Below are 24,272 nucleotides of genomic sequence, written 5' to 3'. Positions count from 1 at the left end.
CCATAGCGCAACCCCGCCCCTGGCCTACTTCCCCGCCGGGCATCCTCGGAAGGAAGGGTTGACTTGTTCAGCTCCGGCGCCGTCCGGCGACACGGTGCGAAGTTCGCATATGCTCGCGAGCATGGCACCTCACGCATCGCGGACCCGGGCTGTCATCGGCCCTCAACACAAGCTCGCTCTTTCCTCGAAGCTCCGTCCTACCGGTCCACGGTCCACGAAAGAGGCAGTGGGTCTGAGCCAGGAGCGCCTCGCCGTCCGCCCTTCGCCTGACGCGCAAGACACCCCGCCCATCACGGTGACGTTCATCCTCCGCCGCCGCAACCAGGTGCCCGCCCTCGTCGAGATGGAGCACACCCTCCCGGCGCAACGAAAGTACCTCTCCCAGGAGGACATCGTGACGGAGTACGGAGCCACGCACGAGGACATCCTCCGGGTCATGGGCTACGCGGTCGCCGCCGGGCTCAAGGTCCTGGAGTGCAGTTGTCGAGGCGCTTTCGTCAAGGTATCCGGCAACGTGGAAGCCCTTCGGGCCGCGTTCCATGTCACGGAAGATGCGCGGGGGTTCTTCACCTTTCATGTTTCCGCGGACGTCAGTGAATGCGTGCGGTGGATCCTCGGACTGGATGACCGGCTCATCACACGTCCGTCCTTCCACTACAGGGCCCCGCCGCACACCAAGAAGACCGCCGCGCCTTTGGAAATGGAGGCCGCCCTCGATTCCATGGAGTGGGCCCCCGATCCGCTCCAGCCCATTTCCTATACGCCGTCCGAGGTCGCCAAACTCTACCAGTACCCCCCCTTGACTGGCGATGGACAGTGCCTGGGCATCATCGCGCTGGAGGGGAGCTACTCCGACCAGGACATGAAGGCATACTTCATGGCGCTTGGGGTCGAGATGCCGAGGATCATCAAGATCGGCGAGGACACACCCGACGACTCCTGGCTGCCCAACGCGGAAGTGACCCAGGACATCCAGATCGCGGCGGCGCTCTGCCCCCAGGCGGACATCGCCGTCTACCATGCGCGGGGCGCGGGGTTCCGGGAGTACTTCGACATCCTCCAGTGCGCCATCTTCGACTCCAAACACAGGCCGTCCGTGCTGTCGGTGAGCTGGTCCTTCCCCGAGGTGGATGGCCGGGGGCCCACCCCCGAGGAGGCCGAGATCTTCGACGAGCTGTTCCGGCTGGCGGCCCTCCAGGGAATCACCATCTGCGCCTCCTCCGGTGACTATGGCTCGGTGACGCCCGTCATCCAGCAAGGCAACCCCTGCATGACGCCCGCGGCCAACTTCGCCGCCACCAGCCCCTATGTGCTGGGCTGTGGTGGAACGACCCTGCATGCGAGTCAGGGCCACATCCTGGAGGAAGTGGTCTGGAACAGGCTCCACGAGCACACGCTCTGGAGCGCCGACGAGGAGCAGTGTGACGCCATCCACTTCTCCATGGCGAGCGGTGGAGGCATCAGCAAGATGTTCCCGCTCCCCAACTACCAGCGAAACGCGCAGGTGCGACCCACCATCACCCGGCGGTGGAACAAGTTCACCCTCGCCGAGACCAGCAGCTACGCGGGCCGCGGCACGCCCGACGTCGCGGCGAACGCGGACATGCTGACGGGCTACCAGATCTTCTTCGATGGCCAACCCGCCGTCGGCGGTGGAACGAGCGCGGCGGCGCCCATGTGGGCGGCCCTCGTGCTGCTCATCAACCAGGGGCTGGCCCTCAATCACGGTCCGGATGTGCGCGTGGGCTGGCTCAACCCCCTGCTCTACTCGCTCTGCGTGACGAAGAAGCTGAAGGTCATCCGGCCGGTCACTCAAGGGAGCACCGGTGGCTACTCGGCCTCCAGCAAGACTCCCTGGAATGCTTGCACCGGCCTCGGAACGCCCATCGGGGATGCACTGGCGGAGGCCCTCGGCGCCTGGCCTCTCGCCGGCACACGGAAGCACGCGAACACGGGGAGCTGACTCAAGGCGGCGCGAGCAGCCGCGGCGAGGGCACCCGAGGCTCGTGCAGGCGCAGGAAGGCGTGCGCCACGGCGGACAGCCCCCAGATGGCCGAGAGCTGATGCACATCCGCCTCGAGGCGCTCGGGGAACCAGCGCCCGCGGAGACGGCGCCTCGCGAGCAGTGCGGCCCCGAATCGCCGTGCGCGTGAGGTGAGCGCGGCGTCCTCCCACGTCTGGGCCGCGTCCAGGGCGAGCTCGATGGCATCCAGCTGGACGGCCACCGAGGACGCGGCGTGAGCCTCCTCGAGCGCGCGCAGCACTCGAGGACGGAGCGAGCCGCCGGGTTGTCCTTGTTCGCGCGCCATGGCGAGCCGGGTCAGCAGGGCGCCGAGGGTGTCACGCTCCCGTGGCGCGAAGCGCCGCCACCGCGGCGCCGAGCCGAGCCGCTTCTCCACACGTCCGGCACACAGCTCCAGGCCTTCGGCCAGGGGAGGCAGTCCGTCCAAGGTGCCAGAGCCCGGCCACGGCGGAGGCACGGCGCCCGTCGCGAGCCGCTGCTCCAGCACCTCGACCACGAGCCGAGCGGCCCCGAGTTCATCGGAGGCGAGCAGGACCAGCAGCAAGCCCGTCATGCCCGACACCACGTCGAGAGAGGTCCTCGCGAGGAGTGCCTCCAGCGGAAGCGCGGCGAGACGAGTCCTCGCCAACGCCTGAAGCTCCGGCGCCTCCAGGACGATGCCGCATTGGTGCAGCGCATGGAGCTGTGCTCCAAGGCCACGGAACGCACCGGTCTCGATGAGAGGCGCGGTGGAGGAGCCGGCATGTGCAACGGCCCACCGCACCGGCTCGAGCGCTCCAAGTGCCGCGGCCCGGAAACGCTCGAGGCCACTCACCCTGTAGAGGTTCGCGAGCACGAGGGCGATTCCCGCCGAGCCCGTCAGCAGGTCCGCGGGCAGGACATCCAACTGCCAGAGATCGTGGAGCGGCTGGTATGTCATTCCCAACCAGGCCAACGCGCCCCCCGCGGAGATCGCCTCACCCAGCAGGGTGTCCCCGACGCCGATGGCCTCCGCCAGCCAATCCGGGGAGGACTCCTCTTCGGCCCGGACCGGATCCAAAGGAGCCAGGGCATGCCGTCCGGTCGCGAGCGTCGAGCGCAGCAAGTCCTCATGCCGCCCGAGCGGAAACACATCCAGTTCCCGGATGCGCCGCCGCAGACGAGAGAACGCATCGCCTTCGAAGAAGCCCGCCTGGAGCAACTGCCCGTCGGCGCCCAGCAGCGCATCGCTATCGGCATGACAGAGGAAGTAGGGCACGTCCAGCCAGCGCATGGCGTCCACCTCCGCCCGCACCACCCGGCCTTCCGCCTCCGCCTCCGGGTGGGCACGGGCCGCGCGGAGCAGACTGGAGAAGGCCTCCTCGCGGCGCTCCTGCTGGCTCAGCAGCGCCGGTGCCAACCCGGCCTGGATGAGCCGGTGACACGACCAGGTATCCCGGTGGATGTACCGGACGGGCGGCCCGGCCATCCGCGCGAGCGGACTTCCGGCCTCGAGCAACTCGTGGCGGCTCGCGAACAACCGGGCGTGCATCGCCCGGTACCCATCCAGGAGGGCCTCGAGGTGCTCCACGGCCCTCACGGGCTCACCCGCCAGCATCGGAGCATGCGCATCGTGCGTCCAGCGGGCGTGGCCCCGCCGTAACGGGCTCATGAAAACGCGTGGCGTCGCCAGCGCCCCGACATCCTCCGCGGGGACACCCGGAGCAATGGCCAGAGGCGCGGCGAGGATGCCGAGCAGGGCCACCGACTCGTGGAGGCGCTCCTCCGCCAACCTCGAGGCCAGCGGCTCCGCGGACATGCGCCGGCGGGGTTGAAGCACCATCTCCAGGTCCACGAGCACCGGGAACTCCCCCGCCGCCACCACGTTGTCGAGCCAGAAGTCCCGCCCCTCCAACAGTTGCAGCAGGCGCACGAGCATTCCCATACGGAAATAGAACCGCCCGGCCGCGGCGGCGCTCTCACAGGGCCCCGCCGGAACGAACTCCTCCCACGTGTAGCCTTCACGGCAGAGGACCTCGCGGACGTGCAAGGACAGGGGCAGCCCCCGCTCGTTCAGGAAGGCGCAGAACTCCTGGACCCCGCGCGTGATGCGCAGATCCTTCGGCTTGTAGACGGCGCGAAGCCCTCCCTCGAACTGGAGGACCGCCACCGAACGGCCACCGTGCAGGTCGCCGAGATCTCCAAGGACGCCAGCGAGCACCGGCACGGGAGCACCGTGGAAGAGCGTCCTCCCCAGCAGCTCCGAATCCACGGCGAGCCGCGACAGCATCTCGCCGACATGCACCCGCCAATCCAACATGCGCCGTGTCAGAAGAGCGGCGAGGACGGGGTACGCCTCCAGCCGCTGCAGCCACCCCATCGTGCTCGCATCGAGCGGAGCGGGGCCACCGGACACGGCCTCGATGGCCCGGCGCTCGTACGCCAGCACCTGGGCGCACGCGGCCACGAGACGGCGGGAGAGGAGCCCCACGAGCGCCCCATGCGCGGAAGGGAGCATTCTCACGTCCACGTGCGCGAGCTGGCGCGTGAGGGCCGCACCAGCGGCGACGAGGAGCGGTCCCAGCGCGGCCTCTTCCGGGCTGGCGTTCCAGGCCATGACGGCCTCGCCCTCGGCCCGCGAGGCCTCCTCCAACCAGAGCGCGAGTTCACGCTCCCACCCCGGCACGGCACCCGCCGGGGCCACCCTGGAGGCGAGTCGCGCCACCCGGGCATGCAGCGGAGCCGTGGGCTCTTCCCTCATCGCATGGAGAAGCCGGGTGCGAACACGTCCACCCAGCGCTCGGCGTGGCGGATGCCCTGCTCATGCATCACGGCCTCCGCCTCGGCGACGAGCGCCCGCCCCTCGTCTCCGCCGAGCAACCGCCCCTTGTGCCAGCACGCGCAAGCGACATGGAGCGCCATGTCCGCCTCGGTGAAGCCCGCGATCGCCGCCTCCAGCTCACGGAGCGCCTCCTCGGGCTGTCCCCGCGTCATGGCCACGCCGGCCTGGAGGAGCGCGGCCGACGCGCGTGAGTAGTGCCGGCCCTCCTGCCGCAACTGCTGCGTATCCTGGGAGACGCTCGCCAGCATCCGCTCCCGCTCCGAGGGCCGCTGACACGCCAGCGCCAGCGCGGCTCCCGCGTGGAAGTGCAGTCCCTGCACGCGGGTGAACTGCCAGCCCATGGCATTGGCGGCGAGCGCCGTCTCCCACGCGCCATCCAGGACCTTCCAGGCCGCGGCGGCATCTCCCTTGTACAGCTCGCACTTCGCCGAATCCACGACCCCATACAGGTTCTGGGGCGTGAACAACTCCGAGGACCACTTGGAGAGCGCTCGCCGGAGCTGCTCGAGCGCGGCCTCCGGCTGATCCGCCGCCAGCAAGGCATCGCTCGTGTGGATCTCCAGCGAGACCCCGCCGAACAGATCCCCCGTCTCCTCGGCGCTCCTCAGCCAGCGATTCCCCCGGCTCGCCGCCTCCCGGAGCAATCCCAGCTGGGAGAGCGAGTAGACGACGCACATGCGTGCCTGGCTGAGCTCCCACGCGATGCCCGCGCAGCGCTCCTGCAAGAGCTCGTCGCCCTCCGTGAGCAGGCGCTCCGCGACACGCCAGTGACCCAGCGACATCTCCGCCGTGCCACGCGTCACCTTGTACAAACCCGTCAGATACGGCTCGTCGCCCAAAGCGCGCAGAAGGCGCTCGCCCTCGGCGAACATGTGGTTGCCCGCCTCGACATCCGCGGGCGTGGCGCGCGCCACGGTGACCAGCCCGAGAATGGCCAACCCGCGCGCGGTGCGCCGGGCGTCTCCCGCCTGGGCGGAGAGCAGCGTACTGCGAGTGCTGTAGTAGCCCCCTCGCAGGATGTCCACCGAGCCCAGGCCCTTGGACGCGCTCCAGGCCACATCCGCCTGGCGCAGCAACGACGGCGAGCCCGCTCCGTCCGGCTGCTCCTTGAGCCGATAACCTCCGCCCTGCAACTGGATGGAGTGCTCGATGATTCCCTGCAACGCCTCCTGGATCGTCGCCGGGTACGGCAGCCCCAGCTCGATCACCAGCGGCCTGAGGACCTCGGTCCCCTCCCGCATGCACCCGCTGATCAGGTACTGCTCGGCGGCGCGTCGGCGCAACTCGAGCGCCTCCTCGGGTCGAGCATTCCGCGCCGCATCGAGATACAGCGGCGCGGCCTCCGCGCACCGGCCCGCGTTGACGAGCGCGTCCGCCCGCTTCTCCACCAACGCCGCTTCCCCGGGCAGGCACTCCAGCGCGTCCCGGTACAGTTGAGCGGCGCGCTCGAACGCGAGCGCACTCGCGGCGCGATCGCCAGCCATGGCCGCGTAGCGCCCGGCCTTCTCGCGTACACCGGCGCCCCGGAAGTGCAGCGCCAGGATCTCCGGCTCCGCCCCTCCCCTGTTCTCCAGGAGCGTGGCGAGCTTCAGGTGGTGCCCCGTGAGCACCAGCGCCGGCAGGTGGTTGGAAACGCTCTCACGGATCCGATCGTGATAGCACTCCACCAGATCCTCCGCCCGCGCCCCCCGGGTGCGAACCAGGTTGGTGGAGCGCAGGAGGGTCCATGGGGCCTGCGGGTCCGTTTGAATCCCGGCCGCGTCCGACACGAGCCCCTGCTCCACCGGCCTGCCCGCCACGGCCACCAACTCCAGGAGGCGGCGCACGTGCTCGGGCAGTTGCGCCACCCGGCTCAGCACCACCTGATCCAGCGACACCGAGGCCAGCTCTGGCCCCTGTGCGCCCCGCGAGCGCGTGTACTGAACCAGTTCCTCGACGAAGAAGGGGCTCCCGTGCGCCTCCCGGGCGATGGCGTGAACTCGGGGATCCGTCACGTCCACCTGAAGCAAGGTGGCCGCGAGCTGACGCGATTGCTCCTCCGTGAGGGGACCGAGGACCACCTCGCGCACATCGAGCGGGTTCTCCAACACGGCGCCGCGTGCACGGTGCGCCACGAGCAATCCCGCGGCCTCCCCTTCCCCCGTGCGGTAGCCGCACAGCAGCAGCAGCCGCGGAGCGTCCGGCGGATCGATCAACTCGCCCAACGCGATGATGCTGTCCTGATCACCCCACTGGAGATCATCGATGTGGAGGACCACCCGGTTGTTCTGGGCCAGGCGCGCCAACAGCTCCTTGAATCCGCGGAAGGCTCGCAGGCGGAGCTCTTGTTGATCTCGGCCCGAGTCCGTGGGGCTGGGCTCCACGCGAGAGAAGGCCTCCACCTGGCGCAGCACGGGAAAGATGCGCAGCAGCTCGGGGAGGTGCTGGGGTGCCAGCGCCTGAGCCTCGGCCAGGGGCAGGGTTTGCAGGTAGCGGGCGAGCGCGTCGATGAGCGGATCGAATGCCTTGTAGGGGACGGATTCGCGCTCGTAGCACCGCCCGCTGAGGACGATGGCGCCCCGCTGCTCGCCGATGGCCGCGAAGAAGCGGTGCACGAGCGCCGTCTTGCCCATGCCGGACAGGCCGTGGACGTGGACGACGACCGTCCGACCGCCGATTCCCACGGCCGTGTAGGCGTCCCACAGGGCGGCGAGGTGCTCCTCGCGGCCAATCAAGCCGCCGTCCCGAGACGCCGCCTCGAGTGGCGCGCCCGTGGCCTGCCCCAGCAGGGCCAGCACCTCGTGCCCCTTGGGCCGCAGGGAGGGGTCGCGCTGCAGCAGCGCGCGGCACAGCGTGCCCAGATCCTCCGGCACCTCATTCGAGGGAGGAAGGGACGGCGGCTCGCTCAGGGCCTTCGCCCCCATCAGCCGGCTGCGCGAGAAGGCCTTTCTCCCGGTGAGTGTCTCGTAGAGCATCACCCCGAAGGAGAACCAGTCGCTGGCTTCGGAGGCGGGCAGCCCGGCGATCTGCTCGGGTGAGATGTAGGCGGGGGTACCGGCCAGCTCGCTCACACTCGGCTCCGCGCGGTTCTTCGACAGGCCAAAGTCCACGAGCACCACCCGCCCGTCGCGCGCCAGGAGGACGTTGCGAGGCTTGATGTCACAGTGGAGCCGCCTGGCGGAGTGCAGTGCGTCGATGGCGAGGGCGATCTGCCGGAAGATGTGCCGGATCTCCTCGGCTGGCAGCAGGGGCCGGGGCGGAGCCTCCGCGAACGCCGCGGCGCCCGGGCCGTTCTCCGAGCCGGGCGAGGACTCCGGGACACTCGCCATGGTGGCGGTCGCGTCCTGGTTGAGGTCCTTCACGGAGGTGACCGTGTGGGAGGGCGGGAAGGCGGTGGCCCCTGCGTTCTCCTGGACGGCCCGCTGCAGCCGCACCCAGAAATCCTCCCCGTCGATGTACTCCATGGTGAAGAACCAGCGATCGTCCACCGACATCAGCTCATGGAGCGACACGAGGTTCGGGTGGTTCACGTTCGCCATGAACCGGAACTCGTTCTTCAGCCGCAGCAGCGCGCCTGGCTCCAGCCGGTGCAATGTCTTGAGCGCCACGATCGTGCCGCGCTCGGTGTCACGCGCTTGATAGACAACTCCCATGCCGCCGACGCCCACGCGCTGAAGAATCTCATACCGGCCGAGCCGGTATCCCGGCGGGAAGATCTCGTCAGGCGTGCTCACGTTGCTGGAACTGGCAGCCTCTCCAACGCTCCCCGCGGTCATCGGTCTCTCCGTTGTTGGGCGGCGCCGGACGTTAGGGCCTGGAGTGAGGCTCTGCCAAGGGCCGCCCCTCGGGAGTACATCCGTGGATCGCGAACTCCGCGACCGAGGACTCCGCCACGCCCTCCGTCGCGGCAGCGTGCTCGAAAAGTTCCGGGTTACCACGCCCCACCACACAGGCGGCGAGTCCCATGGCCGTGGCGGCCAGTGAGAGGGACTGGAGCAGGACGCCCGCTTCCTTGAGGATGAGCGCGTAGGCGATGGACTCGTACTTGAAGGAAGTCCGTGCGAACCGGGCCGCGAGGATCAACAACACCCGCGGCGGATGCGAGCCCACCTGGGCATCCGCCAGCAGGGCCCGCACGGTGGGAGTCATCCCGCCGCGCTGCTCGAGCCGGTGACCGGCGGCATCATGATGATAGAGGCCGGGCTCCAGCCCCTCACACTGACCCACGACGACGTAGGTCTCCAGGGGATAGCGGGCGCCACCGGAGGGATGGGGACGACTGGACTCCTCATCGCGCTCGCCTGGACGCACCTGCCTCACACGCGCGCACCGGAACAGAAGCTCTCCCAGGTGGGCGAGCGTGACGCCCCGCGCTCCAGGCTCCCGGTGGGAGCGGCGGCGCTCCATGGCCTCGACGAGGGGTGGATCACTCCGCGCCAGCAGCGCGAGATCCGGGCGGGGCAGCGCGATGGCCGGCTCGGAGGGAGGAGGGACCGCGGGAAGCGGGGCGACCGTACCCGCCAGACGGTAGGTGCCGCCCACGCGCCGCCCGTAGAGCCGTCGGCGGGAGCCCGCATGGAAGAGCAGATCGTGAAACTCCCAGAGGGCCAGGGCGGGGCGGCGCTCCTCCTCGGTGCTCCCATCGGACTCCGCGGCCAGGACGAAGCCCGTGCGGAAGAGGAGTTCCAACAGGGTCAGGGCGGCGGGGACTTCGTGAGGAGCGAGCCGCTCCACCGCGGCGTCAGGCGTCGTGGGCATCGCGAGCCCGGCCAGGAGCGCCAGGGCGGCCGCATGGCCAAGCACCACCCGGCCATGAGCACGAGGGCTCTCGAGGACCAACGCCTCTCCATCCCTCCGGACATGCGCGAAGCGCGAGAGCCGGAGCCGCCGCACCGAGGCCAGCGGCTGGGACGACAGCTCGAACCGAGGAGAGAGCGGCTCCAGGGTGGCGAGTGTTCCCACGGGACCCTGGACGAGATAGCGAAGAGCGCCTCGCCGCGCGAGCTTCGCCAGGATGACATGCAGGAACACCACGGCCTGGAATCCTCCCGCCCGCTCCACCTGCCCGACGAGTGCCTCCTCGGAAACGCTCCCTCCCACGAGCAATGTGAAGGCATCCCAGATTGCCCGTGGCAGGACCCCCAGGGCGAGGGGTTCATCCTGAGACCAGAGCCGAGGACCGTCCTCGCCCTGTTCGATGCGGAGTCCAGCGGAGAAGGCAACGTGGAGGAACGAGGAGCTGGAATCAGACATGGCCTTCACTCGGATGACTGCATTCAGATGACTGCATTCAGATGAAGATACCCACCGGATTGAGCTGCTCCTCGGGGGTGGGCTGGGACAGCCATCCCAGACGCACGGGGACATCATGGAGACGCCCGGGGCCCAGCCGTGGCCACATATGGCGCAACCCGGGCACGATGACCCGGACCACCGAGAGACCGACATCAGGCCGTGTCTGGTCGAGCACCAGCGTCTCCAGCCCGAGCCGCCGCGCCCTCTCGACACAGTGCTCCACGTCCTCGCGAAGATCCTCGCTCCCGGGTTGAGCCCGGTACGCGGCGGTGTCCGCGAGCGCCCCCTCCGAGGGAGCCAGATACGGGTGCTGGGCCAGGGTGGCCGTCTCGAGCCACCGGGTGAACTCGGACTCGCCAGGAGAAGCGCCCGCGGCCGAGAGTTCCAGCAGCGGGAGGAACTGGTTCATCTCGGTCAACGCCCGGAGGATGCCGAGACGGGCCTCCAGGTGGGCGCCGAAGCCCATGCTGATCCGCTCGGGCGCACGAGTCATATCGCGCGAGAGGGCCGCGAACGTGGGGATGCCCAGATCGGTCGTGAGGTCCAGGACCCAGAACTCGCGGCCCATGCGCTGGTAGGACCTGGCCAGCTCGTGGAAGTACGGCTCGTCGAAGTCCTCCAGGCGAACGAGCGGGCGGCGCACCCGGTTGTACCACCAGAGGGCCACCCCATCCCGCTCCGCCAGCTCGAGGAAGCCCTGGAGGATGGCCTCTTCCAGGCTGTTGCCAGCGGCGCACCCGTTGGAGTCCGCCCAGCAGAAGGCGGGAGCGCCGTCCGAGTAGCCGTAATAACAATAGGCCGTGGGCACGTAGCGCCGCCTCCGCTGCGTCAGGGACCACACGGGCGACCATTCCACGCGCTGGCCCTCATCGAAGGGGTGGGGAACCTGGTGGATGCGCGAGGCGCTCGTGGCGTTCCATTGCTCTCGGAGGCGGTACTGCCGCTCGCTGAAGCCGAGCAGTGGCTGGGGATGGAGCGCCTCCTCCCCGAGTCCCTGGAACGTGTCCCAGTGCCGGGCTTCATCTCCCTGGAACACGCCGCAGTAGCGCTCGATGGCCTCGCACAGCCCGCTGGCCCGGGCCTGGGCCCACGTCTTTCCCTTGCCAGTGCTCCGGTTCCGCAACGTCTGTTTGAGCAGCTCCAATTCCTGGCTACGACGGGCGAAGTTGGGGCCAGAGTCGATGATGGGCGCGAGCTCGCCCTCTCCGGTGTGGATGGGTTTGAGCTGTTGGACCACCCCGGTGAGCCGGCTGACGTGGTGTTGGTGGAGGCGCAACGTCTCCTCGGGGCTGATGAGTCGGTGCCCCCCATCCTGGGTGAAGCGCTTGCGCTGGGATTCGAGCTGGAAGGGGCGGAGCTGCCGCTCCTCCATGAGTCTGGGATTGCCACACGCGGGGCACTGCGGACGGCGGACCACCGCGTGGTGCTCCGTCTGGAGCGCCCTCGTGTCCAGCGTGACGAGCACATCCTCGAGCCCACTCTTCTCGGTGACGAGGCCTCGGACCATGGCCATGGCCAACAGGGAAGCCGCCGCGCGCAGGGAACTCTCGCTGGAGCCACGGCCTGGCTGGGACAGGAAGCCTTGGCCGCGGCGCTCCTCGATGAACTTGAGGACGAGGCGGTTGGTGCGCAGGCGCTGGGCCAGACACTCCCAGCACGCCGTCTTCCCTGGCACGAAACAGGGGCCGAGCCAGGCCACCTTGCCCGTGAGCCGGGCCAGCACCCAGGGCCCGCCGGAGCGCAGCGCCTGCTGGTTCAGCGCCGCGAGGGAAGGATTCAAATAGTCATCGGTGACGACGAGGGTGAGGCCACCCCCATGCTCGACGAGCGGGATGCCCGCCGCCTCGAGCGCCTCCTCCAGGACCGTGTCGAGCGTTGCGTTCCCGGACCGCACCAGGGACACCCGCGACGAAGCCAGGGCCCTGGCTCCGCTGGCGGCGTCCACTCCCAGTCCATTCCAATACTCGACGTCCTCGGGAGGGATTCCAGGAGCCGCCTCGACGAGCCAACCCTTCCGTGTCAGGCGTTCCAGCGCGTAATACACCTTCGCGGCCGTGTAGCGGGGCTCCAGCACCGCGACGATATCTTCCGGTGACCGCTGACCATCGGCCAGGGGCACCAGGGCCTGATAAAGCTCACCGCCAAGCCAGACGACATCCTCATCGGTGATCAGGAAGACACCGACGGATTCGATGGACTCGACCTGGAGGTGTCGACTGAAGACAGGAATCCGAGGAACAGCCATGCGGCGAGGATACCACCCGCGACAACCCTCAAGCCGTGCTCGAGTTGGCGCAGCTCGTCCTCTCGGCGTACGAGGAAAGCGTCTCCAGGCTCTCGTCCTGCAGATCCCCCGGCTTCGGAGGAATGCTCAGAACCACGGAGATCACCGAGGCGGGATTATCGTAGACGACGACCTGATACGCGGCGTCTTCGATGATGGGCAGGTCATACTCCTTGGCCACACTCAGCGGATCCCGCTTCAGCCGTTCCATGAAAGCGTCGTCTGCCCATGCCCTCGCCACGATCTTGGGCCACGTCCGCTTCCAGGATGCATTCGCATCCGACACGCTGCGATCCGTCATCTGACCACCGTAGAGGGTAGCGCGAGAGGACCCGACCTAACCACGCCCTCCCCCTACCTGTCAACGCGGGAAAACTTGAGCTGTTTTCGCGTGCGGTCGAGGAAACTCAAGTCATGGCATCTCAACTGCCCATCCTGGATTCAGAAGCACACGTGATTGAACCCCTGGACCTGTGGAACAAATACCTGGAGCCCGCCTTCCAGTCGCGCGCGCCCACGTTCCGCGAGGCTCGGCGCTCCCAGGGAGAGGAGGGGATGAGCGACGTCGTGAACCAGGCGCGTTTCCATTATGCATGTGCCAGGCAGGGGCTCTCCCCCGAGGCGGTGCAGCGGGCGCTCGACCTGTCGAGCCCTGGCTTCCACAACATGGAGATCGACGGCGAGCTGCTGCTGGGACCCGTGGCCCAGCGTGTCTGGCATCGCGGCGCCATGCAGGCGCTCGTGCACTATCTGCCGCAGATGTTGGCGGGGTATGACGCGGCCTCGCACGTGGACACGCTGCGCGCCATGGGCGTGGAGCGTGCCTATCTGTACCCGACGAAGGGGCTCTTCCTGTTCGCCGTGGACTCGTTGGAGCCGGCGCTGACCGCGGCGCTGGTGCGCGCGTACAACGACTGGCTCCGGGAGTTCAGCGCCCATGCTCCGGAGTTCCTGCGCGGGGTGGGGGCGCTGTGCCAGCATGACCCGGAGCAGATGGTCTCCGAGCTGGAGCGGATCGCCTCCTGGGGCTGGAAGGCCGTGATGCTCCGTCCCAATCCCGTGCGGGGGCGGATGTTGAGCGATCCCGCCTACGAGCGCTTCTGGACACGCTGTGAAGCGCTGGACGTGGCGGTCGGCGTGCATGAGGGAACCCACGCCCGGGTGCCCACGCTGGGGAGCGAGCGCTTCCAGACGCACTTCGCGAGGCACGTCTGCTCCCACCCGTTGGAGCAGATGACGGCCCTGCTGGCGCTCATCGAGGGGGGCGTGCTCGAACGCCATCCCAGGCTTCGCGTCGGGTTCCTGGAGGCGGGCTGTGGTTGGCTTCCCTATTGGCTGTCACGCCTCGACGCCAAATACGCAGACGTGAAATGGGAGGTCCGCGACAACGTCCGGATGAAGCCATCGGACTACTTCCGGCGGCAATGTTTCATCACCTGCGAGGCGAGCGAGCCGGGAATCGAGCTGGTCATCGACATGGTCGGCGAGGGGTGCGTCCTCTTCGGCTCGGACTACCCCCACGTCGATCATCCCCCCCGCATCCGCGAGGACAGCGCCCTGCTCGTGGAGCGGCTCACTCCCGCGGTCGCCAGACGGGTCCTCTGGGACAACGGCTGCCGCTTCTACGAAGGGCGGAGCTGAAGCGTCCGACTCAACTCCAGACACGCCCCCCCGGCCCCTCCCCCCTCCGGGAGAGGAGCCATGGCCCCTACCCCGCTCAGCTCTTGGTGAGCGGGCGGTAGCGGATGCGGTGCGGCCATGGCGCCAGGTGAAGTAGGCGATGGCGCGCAGGACGGCGTTGGGGTCGTGGAGGTTGGGGACGAAGAAGTACTCGGAGAGGGCCTTGCGCAGTTCGGGGCGGAGGACGCGCCCCGCGACCATAGCGCGACCCCGCCCCCGGCCTACTTCCCCGCGGGACAGCTTGGGGGTGAAAGGTTGTAGAGCCGGGTTTGGAAGTCCCGCGAGAGGAAGGCGAACGCCTTGCTCGGAGAAGGAACTCCTCACGGGGGCGAGTGAGATCCGGGTGCGCGGTGGCCACCCAGGACAGGGACAAGCCGTTCACGAACGTCCTGGAGATAGGCCGCGAGACCCGTTTCGCGTCCAAGGGTCGACAGAGTGCCCAGGGGAGTCTCCTCCAGACACACGCGCTCCCGCTCCGGCTCTCCTCGTGTCAGTGCATCCAGGACCTTCTTCGCATCCGTCTTGGCGCCGTGCTCACTCGCAGTCAGTTTGTGCGCGCCACGAACAGGGTGGAATGAAAGCCTCCGCTCTTCCTTTTGGAGTTGCGCCTTCTCATCCTCGGTCCTGGGCTCGAAGCCCGCGAGGACCCAGCACTCGCGCTTGGGCTCGGCCAGGCCGATGACGACCGGGAAGGGCCACTCATACGAATCCCTCGCCTGTTCGAGCCCGGAGCGGCGCTCAAGCTTCCCGTCGCTGTCACGAACCAGGAGCACGGCATCAGGGCGTTGCCCGGACGAAGCCAGCAGCAGGAGCGCGCGCCGCGCGGCGTGAGCATCGAGTGCTCCAGGCTGTCCGCTGAACTTGCCGAAGATCCCCTTGATGCCCGTGCGCTGGAACTCCTCACGCACGGAAGCCCACTTCAAGAAGGGCTCTTCCGATGTGCGGCCCCTCCACTTCCGGCAACTGTCCAGCGTCTCGGGCGCGAGCCAATCCACCTCCTCGAGAAGTACACGATCCGCGAGTGCGCACGCGGAGTCCCGGTCGGCCCTGGCCTCGCATACCACTCCGAACTCATGAGCGGCCTCACTCATTGCCCGCCGGAGTCTCCACCCTCTCCATCCATGACTCGCCCACGGTGCTCCAGAACTCACCGGGGCTCATGAGGTCCTTCCAGCGCTCGAACTCGGGGTGGGCCGTGAGCTTCTCACAGCGGGCGAAGCCATTTTCCGCGAGGAAGGTCATCCTGACTTCCTCGGGCTTGAGGTAGTTCAGGATGAAAGGTGAATGGCTGGTCGCGATGATTTGCAGCTCAGGATCACGCTTTTGGAGCGTGCGCAGGGTCTCGATGAGCTTGCCTTGCGCCACGGGATGAAGATTCAGCTCGATATCATCCAGAAGAACCAGCCGAGGCTTGCTCGGCCCCATCAAGACGGTGAGCAGCCCGAGCACCATGAGGGTGCCTTCGCCAGCGGAATCAGCGGCAACGCCCTTGGCCCCCTTCATGTCCAGAACGACCCTGTTCCCCCAGAGGGTCTGCTGCTCGGGAATCTGATGGCGTTGTTCATCCAAGGCAATGGTCCTGAGCGTGGTTCGCTCGACCGCAGCACGTTCAATCCGAATGCGACGGACCGACGGCACGATTTGCTTGAGCGCCTGTTCAATGCCGTCGAACACCTCATCCTGGCTCAACTTCAAATAAGCCAGGAGCGATGCCAGACCGTCTCCACGTCCGTCGATCTCAGGTATCTGCTCCTCGCTGTAAGAAGCTTTCGCAAGGGCTTGCGCCTCGAATCGGAGAATAGACGTCGACAGCAAAGCGTCCTGAAAATCCGGAGGCCCCTCACCGCCAGGAGACTGAGAAAACATTCGTCCAAGTACTAACTGTCCAGCTGTAGGTTCATCCAAGCCCATCTTGGCTTGAAAATTCACACCCGCCCACTGACCTGTCACTGTGGCATCTTTCGCAAGGGGCTCGACCGAGGCATGCACAATCCCTGCCGTACCGCCCCACACTCCAGACAGACTCCATTCAGTTGGCGCTTTTGAACCGTACGAAGACAGCGCACTTCGCTCGACCGGATCTGACAAGACACCTTTTCGATTCCCGGCCAAGCTCGCCGCGAGATGCAGTCCCTGCAACAGCGTCGTCTTGCCGGAAGCATTGGGGCCCACCAGCACGGTGAGCGGCTCCAGCTCCAAATCAAGCGAGCGGTACGCCTTGAAGTTCCGGAACGAGACCTTCTGGATCACGACCACCCTCCCACCTGGAGCGAACAGCCCACCCGGCCCCTCCACCATCCGGGAGAGGAGCCGTGACACCCACGCCGCTCAGCTCTTGGTGAGCGGGCGGTAGCGGATGCGGTGCGGCTCCAGGGCCTCGGGGCCCAGGCGCTTCTTCTTGTCCGCCTCGTAGTCCTCGAAGTTGCCCTCGAAGAAGAACGCCCGGCTGTCGCCCTCGAACGCCAGGATGTGCGTGGCGATGCGGTCCAGGAACCAGCGGTCGTGGCTGATGACCACCGCGCAGCCCGCGAAGTTGAGCAGCGCCTCCTCCAGGCTGCGCAGCGTCTCCACGTCCAGGTCGTTCGTCGGCTCGTCGAGCAAGAGCACGTTGCCGCCGCTCTTGAGCATCTTCGCCAGGTGCACCCGGTTGCGCTCGCCGCCCGACAGGTCCTTCACCCGCTTCTGCTGGTCCTGCCCCTTGAAGGCGAAGCCCGCCAGGTACGCGCGGCTCGGCATCTGTCCCGCCCGGCCCAGGTCCAGGAAGTCCAGCCCGCCGCTCACCTCCTCGAAGACGCTCTTGTCCCCATTCAGCGCGTCGCGGCTCTGGTCCACGTACGCCAGCTTCACCGTCTCGCCGATGCGCAGCTCGCCCCCGTCCGGCTTCTCCGCGCCCGTGAGCATCCGGAAGAGCGTCGTCTTGCCGGCGCCGTTCGGTCCGATGATGCCCACGATGCCGCCCGGCGGCAGCTTGAAGTTCAGGTCGTCGATGAGCAACCGGTCCCCGAACGCCTTGCGCAGCCCCTTGGCCTCCACCACCAGCCCGCCCAGCTGCGGCCCGGGCGGAATCGTCACCTCGCCCGTCGGGTCGCGCTTCTCCTGCGACTGGTTGAGCAGCTGCTCGTACGCCGAGATGCGCGCCTTGCTCTTGGCCTGACGCGCCTTCGGAGAGGCGCGCACCCACTCGAGCTCGCGCTTGAGCGTCTTCTGCCGCGCGCTCTCCGTCTTCTCCTCCAGCTCCAGCCGCTTCTGCTTCTGCTCCAGCCAGCTCGAGTAGTTGCCCTTCCAGGGCACGCCCTCGCCGCGGTCGAGCTCCAGGATCCACTCGGCCACGTTGTCGAGGAAGTAGCGGTCGTGGGTGATGCAGACGATGGTGCCCTTGTACTCCTTGAGCGCCTGCTCGAGCCACGCCACGCTCTCGGCGTCCAGGTGGTTGGTGGGCTCGTCGAGCAGGAGCAGGTCCGGCTTCTCCAGGAGGATGCGGCAGAGCGCCACGCGGCGCTTCTCACCACCGGACAGCTTGCTCACGTCCGCGTCCCCGGGCGGCAGACGCAGTGCGTCCATGGCCATCTCCAGGGTGCGATCCAGCTCCCAGCCGTTGCTCGCGTCGATGGCGTCCTGCAGCCGGCCCTGCTCGGCCAGCAGCTTCTCCATGGCGGCGTCGTCCATGGGCTCGGCGAACTTCGCGCTCACCTCGTTGAAGCGGTCGAGCAGCACGCGGATGGGCTTGAGGCCCAGCTCCACGTTGCCCTTCACGTCCAGGGTGGGGTCGAGCTGCGGCTCCTGGGCCAGGTAGCCCACGCGCGCGCTGGGGTCCGGCTTGGCCACGCCGAAGAATTCCTTGTCCACGCCGGCCATGATGCGCAGCAGCGTCGACTTACCGGACCCGTTGGGGCCGATGACGCCGATCTTCGCGCCCGGGAAGAAGGACAGGTAGATGCCCTTGAGGATGTCCTTGCCTCCCTTGACCTTGCGCAAGTCCTGCATGGTGAAGATGAAGTTCTGGGCCATCGTGCTCTCTCGCTCTCTTGCGGCTGGGTGACGGGACGCTGGCGGATACTAAGGAGCCACGGCGGGCGCAAGACACTCGGCGGGGTCATGGCGTCCAGCGACATCAAAACGCTGCCAGGACGCTCGGTCAGGGTGCTAAAGCCCCTGCCATCATGTCCTCGCCTCCCGCGCTCGAGCTCCGAGGTCTCTCGAAGACCTATGGCGACAACAAGCTCACCGCCCTCTCCGATGTCACCCTCAGCATCCGTCCCGGGGAGATCTTCGCCCTCCTCGGCCCCAATGGTGCCGGCAAGACGACGCTCATCGGCTCGGTCTGCGGGCTGGTGAAGAAGACGAGCGGCAAGGTGCTCGTCTTCGGGCACGACCTGGACGAGGACCCGGTGCGGCCGCGCTACCAGATCGGCCTCGTGCCCCAGGAGGTGAACTTCGATCCCTTCTTCACGGTGGCCGAGTCGCTCTACATCCAGCAGGGCTACTACGGGCAGCCGCGGGACGAGGCGCGGGTGAAGGAGGTGCTCGCCGCGCTCAACCTGTCCCACAAGGCGGACGCCATCACCCGGGCGCTCTCGGGCGGCATGAAGCGCCGGTTGCTCATCGCCAAGGCGCTGGTGCACAAGCCGAAGCTGGTCTTCCTGGACGAGCCCACCGCGGGCGTGGACGTGGAGCTGCGGCGCGACCTGTGGAACTACGTGCGCCGGCTCGCCGCCGAGGGCACCACCATCGTGCTCACCACGCACTACCTGGAGGAGGCAGAGGAGCTGGCCGACCGGGTGGGCGTCATCAACGAGGGCAAGCTGCTGCTCGTGGAGGACAAGAGGACGCTGTTGCGCCGCCTGGGCGAGAAGAACCTCATCGTCACCTTCACCGCGCCGGTGAGCACGCCCCCCGAGGCCGCGCGCCAGGCGGGCGCCACGCTCTCCGCGGACGGCCTCACGCTCACCTACCCCGAGCGCGAGGGCGGTCTGCCGGGCAATGACGTCCTGCGCCTGCTGTACACGCAGGGCTTCCCGGTGGGCAACGTGGAGACGCGCAGCTCCCGCCTGGAAGACATCCTCATCGAGATCCTCCGCGGCAAACCCGCCGCCAGCGCCGCCGCCGCGCTCAACGCCCTCCCCCCCGCCACGCCATGAACACGACTGGGATGAAGACCCTGTTGGTGAAGGAGGTCCGCCGCTTCATGCGCGTGCCGGGCCAGACCGTCCTCTCACCGCTCATCAGCACCTCGCTCTACTTCCTCGTCTTCGGCTACTCGCTGTCCGGACGGGGCGCCCACGCGGTGGAGGGGGTGCCCTACCTGGCCTTCATCGTCCCGGGGCTCGTCTTCCTGGGCCTGGCCAACAACGCCTTCCTCAACAGCTCCTCGTCGCTCTTCATCAACAAGATTCAAGGCACCATCGTGGACCTGCTCGCGGCGCCGCTGGGCCCGATGGAGCTGATGGCCGGCTTCATCGGGGGCGCCATGGTGCGCGGGTTGCTGGTGGGCCTGCTCACCTGGGCGGTGGCCATGCTCTTCACCGGCTTCCAGTTGGCGCACGCGCTCGCCACGCTCCTCTTCCTGCTGCTGTCCTCCTACACCTTCAGCGTGCTGGGCGTGCTCGCGGCGGTGTGGGCCGAGAAGTTCGAGCAGATCAACTTCTTCCCCACCTTCGTCATGCTCCCGCTCACCTTCCTCGGCGGGGTGTTCTACTCGGTGCGCGAACTGCCTACGCCCTGGAACCACGTAAGCCTTTTCAATCCCATCGTCTACATGGTGGAGGGGCTGCGCTACGGGATGCTGGGGAGCAGTGGCTTCTCGCCGCTGTGGGGGGGAGCCATCCTGCTGGGGGTGGCGCTCGTGGCGACGGGCCTGGCCTGGGCGGCGTTGCGCTCTGGTTACAAATTGAAGGCCTGAGGGCTCGGTGGTGGACGCTCCCCTTGCTCCGCCGTACGAGGAGCGAGCGGGGGCGTTCGCGGATTCTAGGAAGCCACGCTATGTTGGCGAAGCATGGCGGTACCCCTCGGTAAATACCATTTGCTGCGCAAGATAGCGTCCGGCGGGATGGGGCAGGTGTTCCTGGCGCGCGAGCACAGTGGGGGGATCGAGCGGCTGGTGGTCATCAAGCGGGTGTTGCCCCACCTGGCCGAGGACGAGGAATTCCTGGCCATGTTCCAGGAAGAGGCGCACCTGGTGGCGGGGCTGCGCCACCCCAACCTCATCACCCTCCTCGAGTGGGCGCAGGTCGAGGGCCGCTACTGCCTGGCCATGGAGTACGTCCAGGGAGAGGACGTGCGGCGGCTGGACAGGTTCGCGCGGGCGCGAGGCACCCCCGTGCCGGTGGGGCTGGCGCTGCGCATCGTGGCGGAGGCGTCCGCGGGGTTGCACTACGCCCACCAGGCGCGCGACGCCGAGGGCCGGCTGCTCCACCTGGTGCATCGGGACGTGTCGCCGCAGAACATCCTGGTGGGCTTCGATGGGGGCGTGAAGGTCATCGACTTCGGCGTGGCCAAGGCCGCCGGGAGCACCTCGACCACGGCCACCGGGGTGCTCAAGGGCAAGTACCCCTACATGTCGCCCGAGCAGGCGGATGGCCGGCCCGTGGACGGGCGCAGTGACTTGTTCGCCCTGGGGGTGGTGCTGTGGGAGCTGCTCACGGGCCACCGGCTCTTCAAGGGTGAGTCGGATCTGATGACGCTGCGGCTGGTGCGCGACTGCCAGGTGCCCCCGCCCTCCCTGCTCAACCCCGCGCTGCCCGCCGGGCTGGACGCGCTCGTGCTCCGGGCGCTGGGCCCCACGCCCGAGGCGCGCTTTCCGGATTGCGGCGCGTTCCGGCTGGCCATCGAGGACTTCATCGTCCAGAACCGGCTGTCCGCCAGCAGCGCGCACCTGTCCGCCTGGCTGCGGGAGCTGTACGCCGAGCGCATCGCCAACGAGGCCAACCCCGCCTCCCTGGACCAGCTCACCGAGGACTCGGACCTGGACGCCCGGTCCAACACCTCGCGCAGCGGCAGCGACGCGCGCTCACTGTCCCTGACGATCGCCCCCCTCACGCCCACCACCCACACCGGCGAGTCCGGCAAGCGGGTGTATGTCACGCGCACCGTCTCACCCGAGGCGCCCCGGCGGCGCGTGAGGTGGGGTTGGGCGGCGATGGGACTGGGCGTGTCGCTGCTGGTCGGCGGAGCCGCCGTCATCCTCCTGCGCCAGGAGAAGCCCGCCCCGGTGCCTCCGCCCATCACGGCCTCGGCCCCGCCGCTCGCGGTGCCTCCCGAGCCGCGGCCACGGCCGGTGAGTCTCACGGTGCGCTCGGAGCCGGCGGGCGCGCGGGTCGAGGTGGAGGGGGCGCCCTACGGCGAGACGCCGCTGGAGCTGCCCCTGGAGCCGAACGCGCCACCGGTGACGCTGGCCCTGACGCTGGAGGGGTATGAGCCCACATCGCGGCGGGTGTCCGCCGGAGACGCCCCCGAGCTGTCCGTGAAGCTGCGCCCCCGGCAGGCGGCGCAGAAGCCCCCGCGCCGGGGTACGTCCGCGCCCCCCCTCGACATCAAGCTGGGCCGCTGAGCGCCACGCGCGGCCTAGCGCAGGAGGGGCAGCCGCAGGCTGAAGGTGGAACCCTCGCCGAGGCTCGACTTCGCGCTGAGCGAGCCTCCGTGTAGCCGGGCGATCGCCGAGGCGATGTACAAGCCCAGTCCGTGCCCACTGCCTCCCGAGCCCTCCGCGCGGTGGAAGCGCTCGAAGATGTTGGGCACCTCCGAGGCGGCGATTCCCTGGCCCCAGTCGCGCACGTGGACGACGACGAGCCCGGGCGAGAGCGCCAGCGCCACCTCGACATGCTTGCGCTCGCCCCCGTACTTCACCGCGTTGGACAGGAGGTTGTTGAGGATGTTGCGCACGCGCTCCGCATCGAAGGAGAGCCGCAGCGGCTGCTCCGCGCCCACCAGGGAGAAGTCCACCTGGGGCTGCAGTTCCCGCCACTCCTGCACCACCCCCTGGAGGAACGAGGCGAAGTCCCCGTTCTCCTGGTGAATCATCAGCTTGCCATCGGAGAGGCGGGCCGCATCGAGGATGGAGGTGACGAGGCCGTTCATCCGGTCGAGCTGCCGCAGGATGACCTCGGCGTGTCTGCGCTCCTCGGGGTCCGCTCGCGCCGACTGCTTGCGCAGCAGCATCTGGGCATTGAGCCGCGCGGAGCTCAGGGGCGTCTTGATTTCATGCGCCACCCAGTTGAGCATCTCCTCGCGCAAGACGCTGTCGGGGTTCACCGCGCGGGCCTTGGCCTCCGGTTCCACGTCCGCGGGACGCACGCGCAACACCTGGCGCACGGCGGTCTCGAAGGTGTCGAGGTCCACGGGCTTGGCGAGAAACGCGGTGGCCTCTTCCAGGCCCGGCGGGCGCGCGGCACTCAAGAGCAGGAAGGGCACCTCGCGCAGCACCGGGTCCGCGCGCAATTCGCGCAGCAACTCCATGCCGGTGCGCCGGGGCATCATGTGGTCGCTCACCACGAGATCCGGCGGCTGCGTCCGGGCCAGCAGCAGGGCCTCTTCTCCGTTGTGGGCCCGGAGGGCGCGGTGGCCCATGTCCTCCACGATCTGCGCGAAGATGTCGAGCATCGCGTCCTCGTCCTCGGCGATGAGGACCAGGCTCATGACGACACACCACCAATGCTCGTGCCCACGGCTCGGGCCTGTCCCGTCAACAACCCCTCCGCCGAGCGCATGGGCGCCAGCACCCGGATGCCCTCGTCGCGGATCTCGAACTCGCGCAGGTCCCCGTCGTACCGGCTGTCGCGCATCTTGAGGATGGACAGGACGCGATGGATGCGCCCGCGCAGCTCCACGTAGCGCAGCAGCACCAGGTTCTCGCCGAGCAGCGCGATGGGCGAGTCATTGAAGTCCAGCTCGGTGCCGGCCACCTTCGACACCTCCTTGGTGAACAGGGACGTCACGCCCGCGTGGCGCAGGTGCACGCTGAGCGCGGCCATGAAGATGTGCCGGCGCTCGGGGTCGCTGATGGACCGCTCCAGCTCCGACAAGCCATCCACCACGAGCCGCTGCACGCCCAGCCGCGCCACCTCCTCCAGGACGCGATGGGCGATGGCATCGGCTTCCAGCTCGGAGGGAGGAAGGTGGAGCATCTTCAGCGCCCCGCGTGACAGGTCCTCCGCCACCTCGAGGCCAATGCGCCGCGCCCGGGCGACCAACTGCACCGGGGGCTCGAAGAAGGACACGAAGAGCGTCTTCTCTCCCTGCCGGGCCCCTTGCGCGGCGAAGTGCGTGGCGAGCAGCGTCTTGCCAATGCCCATGCTGCCGGCGAGCAGCGTCGTGCTGCGCGCGGGCAGGCCCCCATACAGGAGGGTATCGAACTCGGGCAGGCCAAAGCTGGACCGGGTGGAGGGCGGGGCGACCTCGAGGTCGGAGGGCACCTGGGTCTCCAGGCGGGGGATGACCTCCACGCCCTCGCGCCCCAGCCGCATGAAGTGCTCACCGGTCAGGTGGTCCCGGCCGCGCAGCTTGACGACCTCCATCCGGCGCAGGCGGCGCCCCCCCTGGCGCAGGACATCCAACGCCACGATGCCATCCACCGTCGTGGCCTCCGGCAGCGCCAGCAACTTGTCCAGGGCGTACTCGGTGGTGAACAGCCCGATGCAGTCCATCGCGGCCAGCCCGATGCCCAGCTCGTAGAGGAACTCGCGCAGCTTCGCCTCGTCCTGCCACAGGTCTCGGATGGAGCGCAGTCCGTCGATGAAGAGCAGTTTGGCGCCGCGCTCGCGCACGGTGTGCAGGAGGATGTCGCGTGCCTCCTTGGCGCCCTTCTTGAGCGAGGCGTAGGCGCTCACCAGGAAGAGCTTGTCGCCCAGCAGCCCGCCATCGAAGAAGGAAAAGCCGGAGAGGGCCTGGACCAGCTTGTCGTGGGGCTCGGAGGTGACGGTGGCCAGCACCACGGGGATGCCGCGCGCGGCGGTGCGGAAGGCCACCTGACCGCACAGGATCGTCTTCCCGCTGCCGGGGTTCCCGGTGATGATGATCGACTGGCGCCGGGGGATGCCACCGCCCAGCAGCAGATCGAAGCTCGGAACGCCAGAAGAGAAGATCTGCTGGTTACTGGAGGTATCCATCATGGCTTGCTCGCCGCGAACAGGAAGAGGGCTGCCGGGCTCCAAATCTCCTAGCATGGAACAACGCTGCTCCCATGCCCGTACACGCCTGCCCGGCCCCCCTCCTCGCGC

At 68.3% G+C, this 24,272-nt stretch carries 15 protein-coding genes; 5 read left to right on the top strand and 10 right to left on the bottom strand.

What is annotated here, in order from left to right:
- The first annotated feature begins 226 nt into the window (after positions 1-226).
- On the top strand, positions 227-1,963 hold the full coding sequence (locus D187_RS24140; protein ID WP_002623938.1) for a S53 family peptidase: 1,737 nt from the start codon (positions 227-229) through the stop codon (positions 1,961-1,963).
- A gap of 1 nt (position 1,964) precedes the next feature.
- On the opposite strand, the gene lanM is transcribed toward D187_RS24140, so the two are convergent.
- The 5 genes from lanM to D187_RS24115 all read right to left on the bottom strand — a co-directional run bounded on the left by lanM (position 1,965) and on the right by D187_RS24115 (position 12,592).
- A complete protein-coding gene (lanM, locus tag D187_RS24135; RefSeq protein WP_002623937.1) occupies positions 1,965-4,742 on the bottom strand; it encodes a type 2 lanthipeptide synthetase LanM in 2,778 nt (925 codons plus the stop codon).
- Positions 4,739-8,536 (bottom strand): protein kinase domain-containing protein, encoded by a 3,798-nt coding sequence (locus tag D187_RS24130; RefSeq protein WP_162159684.1) that lies wholly within the window; start codon positions 8,534-8,536, stop codon positions 4,739-4,741. The genes lanM and D187_RS24130 overlap by 4 nt, the downstream gene beginning before the upstream one ends.
- Before the next feature lie 73 nt (positions 8,537-8,609).
- On the bottom strand, positions 8,610-10,055 hold the full coding sequence (locus D187_RS24125) for a SagB family peptide dehydrogenase (protein ID WP_051256500.1): 1,446 nt from the start codon (positions 10,053-10,055) through the stop codon (positions 8,610-8,612).
- 37 nt (positions 10,056-10,092) lie between these two features.
- The gene (locus tag D187_RS24120) at positions 10,093-12,342 is read right to left on the bottom strand and encodes a TOMM precursor leader peptide-binding protein (RefSeq protein ID WP_002623934.1); all 2,250 of its coding nucleotides are present in this window, start codon (positions 12,340-12,342) and stop codon (positions 10,093-10,095) included.
- A 28-nt stretch (positions 12,343-12,370) separates the two neighbouring features.
- Positions 12,371-12,592 (bottom strand): hypothetical protein, encoded by a 222-nt coding sequence (locus D187_RS24115; protein WP_002623933.1) that lies wholly within the window; start codon positions 12,590-12,592, stop codon positions 12,371-12,373.
- A gap of 203 nt (positions 12,593-12,795) precedes the next feature.
- On the opposite strand from D187_RS24115, the gene D187_RS24110 reads away from it, so the two are divergent.
- The gene (locus D187_RS24110; protein ID WP_002623932.1) at positions 12,796-14,022 is read left to right on the top strand and encodes an amidohydrolase family protein; all 1,227 of its coding nucleotides are present in this window, start codon (positions 12,796-12,798) and stop codon (positions 14,020-14,022) included.
- A 359-nt stretch (positions 14,023-14,381) separates the two neighbouring features.
- Here D187_RS24110 and D187_RS24100 read toward each other — a convergent pair whose 3' ends face one another.
- The 3 genes from D187_RS24100 to ettA all read right to left on the bottom strand — a co-directional run bounded on the left by D187_RS24100 (position 14,382) and on the right by ettA (position 18,069).
- On the bottom strand, positions 14,382-14,984 hold the full coding sequence (locus D187_RS24100; protein ID WP_155893548.1) for a hypothetical protein: 603 nt from the start codon (positions 14,982-14,984) through the stop codon (positions 14,382-14,384).
- A gap of 160 nt (positions 14,985-15,144) precedes the next feature.
- A complete protein-coding gene (locus D187_RS54065) occupies positions 15,145-16,311 on the bottom strand; it encodes an AAA family ATPase (protein WP_162159683.1) in 1,167 nt (388 codons plus the stop codon).
- Positions 16,312-16,389: 78 nt separating this feature from the next.
- Positions 16,390-18,069 carry an energy-dependent translational throttle protein EttA gene (gene ettA, locus D187_RS24090; protein ID WP_002623929.1) on the bottom strand — a complete coding sequence of 560 codons (1,680 nt, stop codon included), beginning with the start codon at positions 18,067-18,069 and terminating at the stop codon, positions 16,390-16,392.
- A 152-nt stretch (positions 18,070-18,221) separates the two neighbouring features.
- Between ettA and D187_RS24085 the strand changes: the two genes are divergently transcribed.
- The 3 genes from D187_RS24085 to D187_RS24075 all read left to right on the top strand — a co-directional run bounded on the left by D187_RS24085 (position 18,222) and on the right by D187_RS24075 (position 21,607).
- A complete protein-coding gene (locus D187_RS24085) occupies positions 18,222-19,199 on the top strand; it encodes an ABC transporter ATP-binding protein (RefSeq protein WP_002623928.1) in 978 nt (325 codons plus the stop codon).
- Between the two features lie 11 nt (positions 19,200-19,210).
- The gene (locus tag D187_RS24080; protein WP_002623927.1) at positions 19,211-19,960 is read left to right on the top strand and encodes an ABC transporter permease; all 750 of its coding nucleotides are present in this window, start codon (positions 19,211-19,213) and stop codon (positions 19,958-19,960) included.
- Positions 19,961-20,053: 93 nt separating this feature from the next.
- Positions 20,054-21,607 (top strand): serine/threonine protein kinase, encoded by a 1,554-nt coding sequence (locus D187_RS24075; RefSeq protein ID WP_043431331.1) that lies wholly within the window; start codon positions 20,054-20,056, stop codon positions 21,605-21,607.
- Positions 21,608-21,621: 14 nt separating this feature from the next.
- Here the strand turns inward: D187_RS24075 and D187_RS24070 are convergent, their stop codons facing one another.
- On the bottom strand, positions 21,622-22,692 hold the full coding sequence (locus D187_RS24070) for an ATP-binding response regulator (protein WP_002623925.1): 1,071 nt from the start codon (positions 22,690-22,692) through the stop codon (positions 21,622-21,624).
- A complete protein-coding gene (locus tag D187_RS24065) occupies positions 22,689-24,164 on the bottom strand; it encodes an ATPase domain-containing protein (protein WP_043431330.1) in 1,476 nt (491 codons plus the stop codon). Before D187_RS24065 ends, D187_RS24070 begins: the two co-directional genes overlap by 4 nt.
- Positions 24,165-24,272 lie beyond the last annotated feature (108 nt).

The organism is Cystobacter fuscus DSM 2262 (assembly GCF_000335475.2).
Classification (GTDB): domain Bacteria; phylum Myxococcota; class Myxococcia; order Myxococcales; family Myxococcaceae; genus Cystobacter; species Cystobacter fuscus.
Note: the sequence above shows the minus strand (reverse complement) of the source record. Positions and strands in the feature narration are given on the sequence as shown.

Bases quoted from the DNA above. Each gene is read 5' to 3' on its own strand.
- D187_RS24120 (WP_002623934.1), bottom strand. From the start codon at position 12,342: ATGGCTGTTCCTCGGATTCCTGTCTTCAGTCGACACCTCCAGGTCGAG.
- D187_RS24115 (WP_002623933.1), bottom strand. From the start codon at position 12,592: ATGGAACGGCTGAAGCGGGATCCGCTGAGTGTGGCCAAGGAGTATGAC.
- D187_RS24085 (WP_002623928.1), top strand. From the start codon at position 18,222: ATGTCCTCGCCTCCCGCGCTCGAGCTCCGAGGTCTCTCGAAGACCTAT.
- ettA (WP_002623929.1), bottom strand. From the start codon at position 18,069: ATGGCCCAGAACTTCATCTTCACCATGCAGGACTTGCGCAAGGTCAAG.
- lanM (WP_002623937.1), bottom strand. From the start codon at position 4,742: ATGAGGGAAGAGCCCACGGCTCCGCTGCATGCCCGGGTGGCGCGACTC.
- D187_RS24125 (WP_051256500.1), bottom strand. From the start codon at position 10,055: ATGTCTGATTCCAGCTCCTCGTTCCTCCACGTTGCCTTCTCCGCTGGA.
- D187_RS24065 (WP_043431330.1), bottom strand. From the start codon at position 24,164: ATGATGGATACCTCCAGTAACCAGCAGATCTTCTCTTCTGGCGTTCCG.
- D187_RS24080 (WP_002623927.1), top strand. From the start codon at position 19,211: ATGAAGACCCTGTTGGTGAAGGAGGTCCGCCGCTTCATGCGCGTGCCG.
- D187_RS24075 (WP_043431331.1), top strand. From the start codon at position 20,054: ATGGCGGTACCCCTCGGTAAATACCATTTGCTGCGCAAGATAGCGTCC.
- D187_RS24070 (WP_002623925.1), bottom strand. From the start codon at position 22,692: ATGAGCCTGGTCCTCATCGCCGAGGACGAGGACGCGATGCTCGACATC.
- D187_RS24110 (WP_002623932.1), top strand. From the start codon at position 12,796: ATGGCATCTCAACTGCCCATCCTGGATTCAGAAGCACACGTGATTGAA.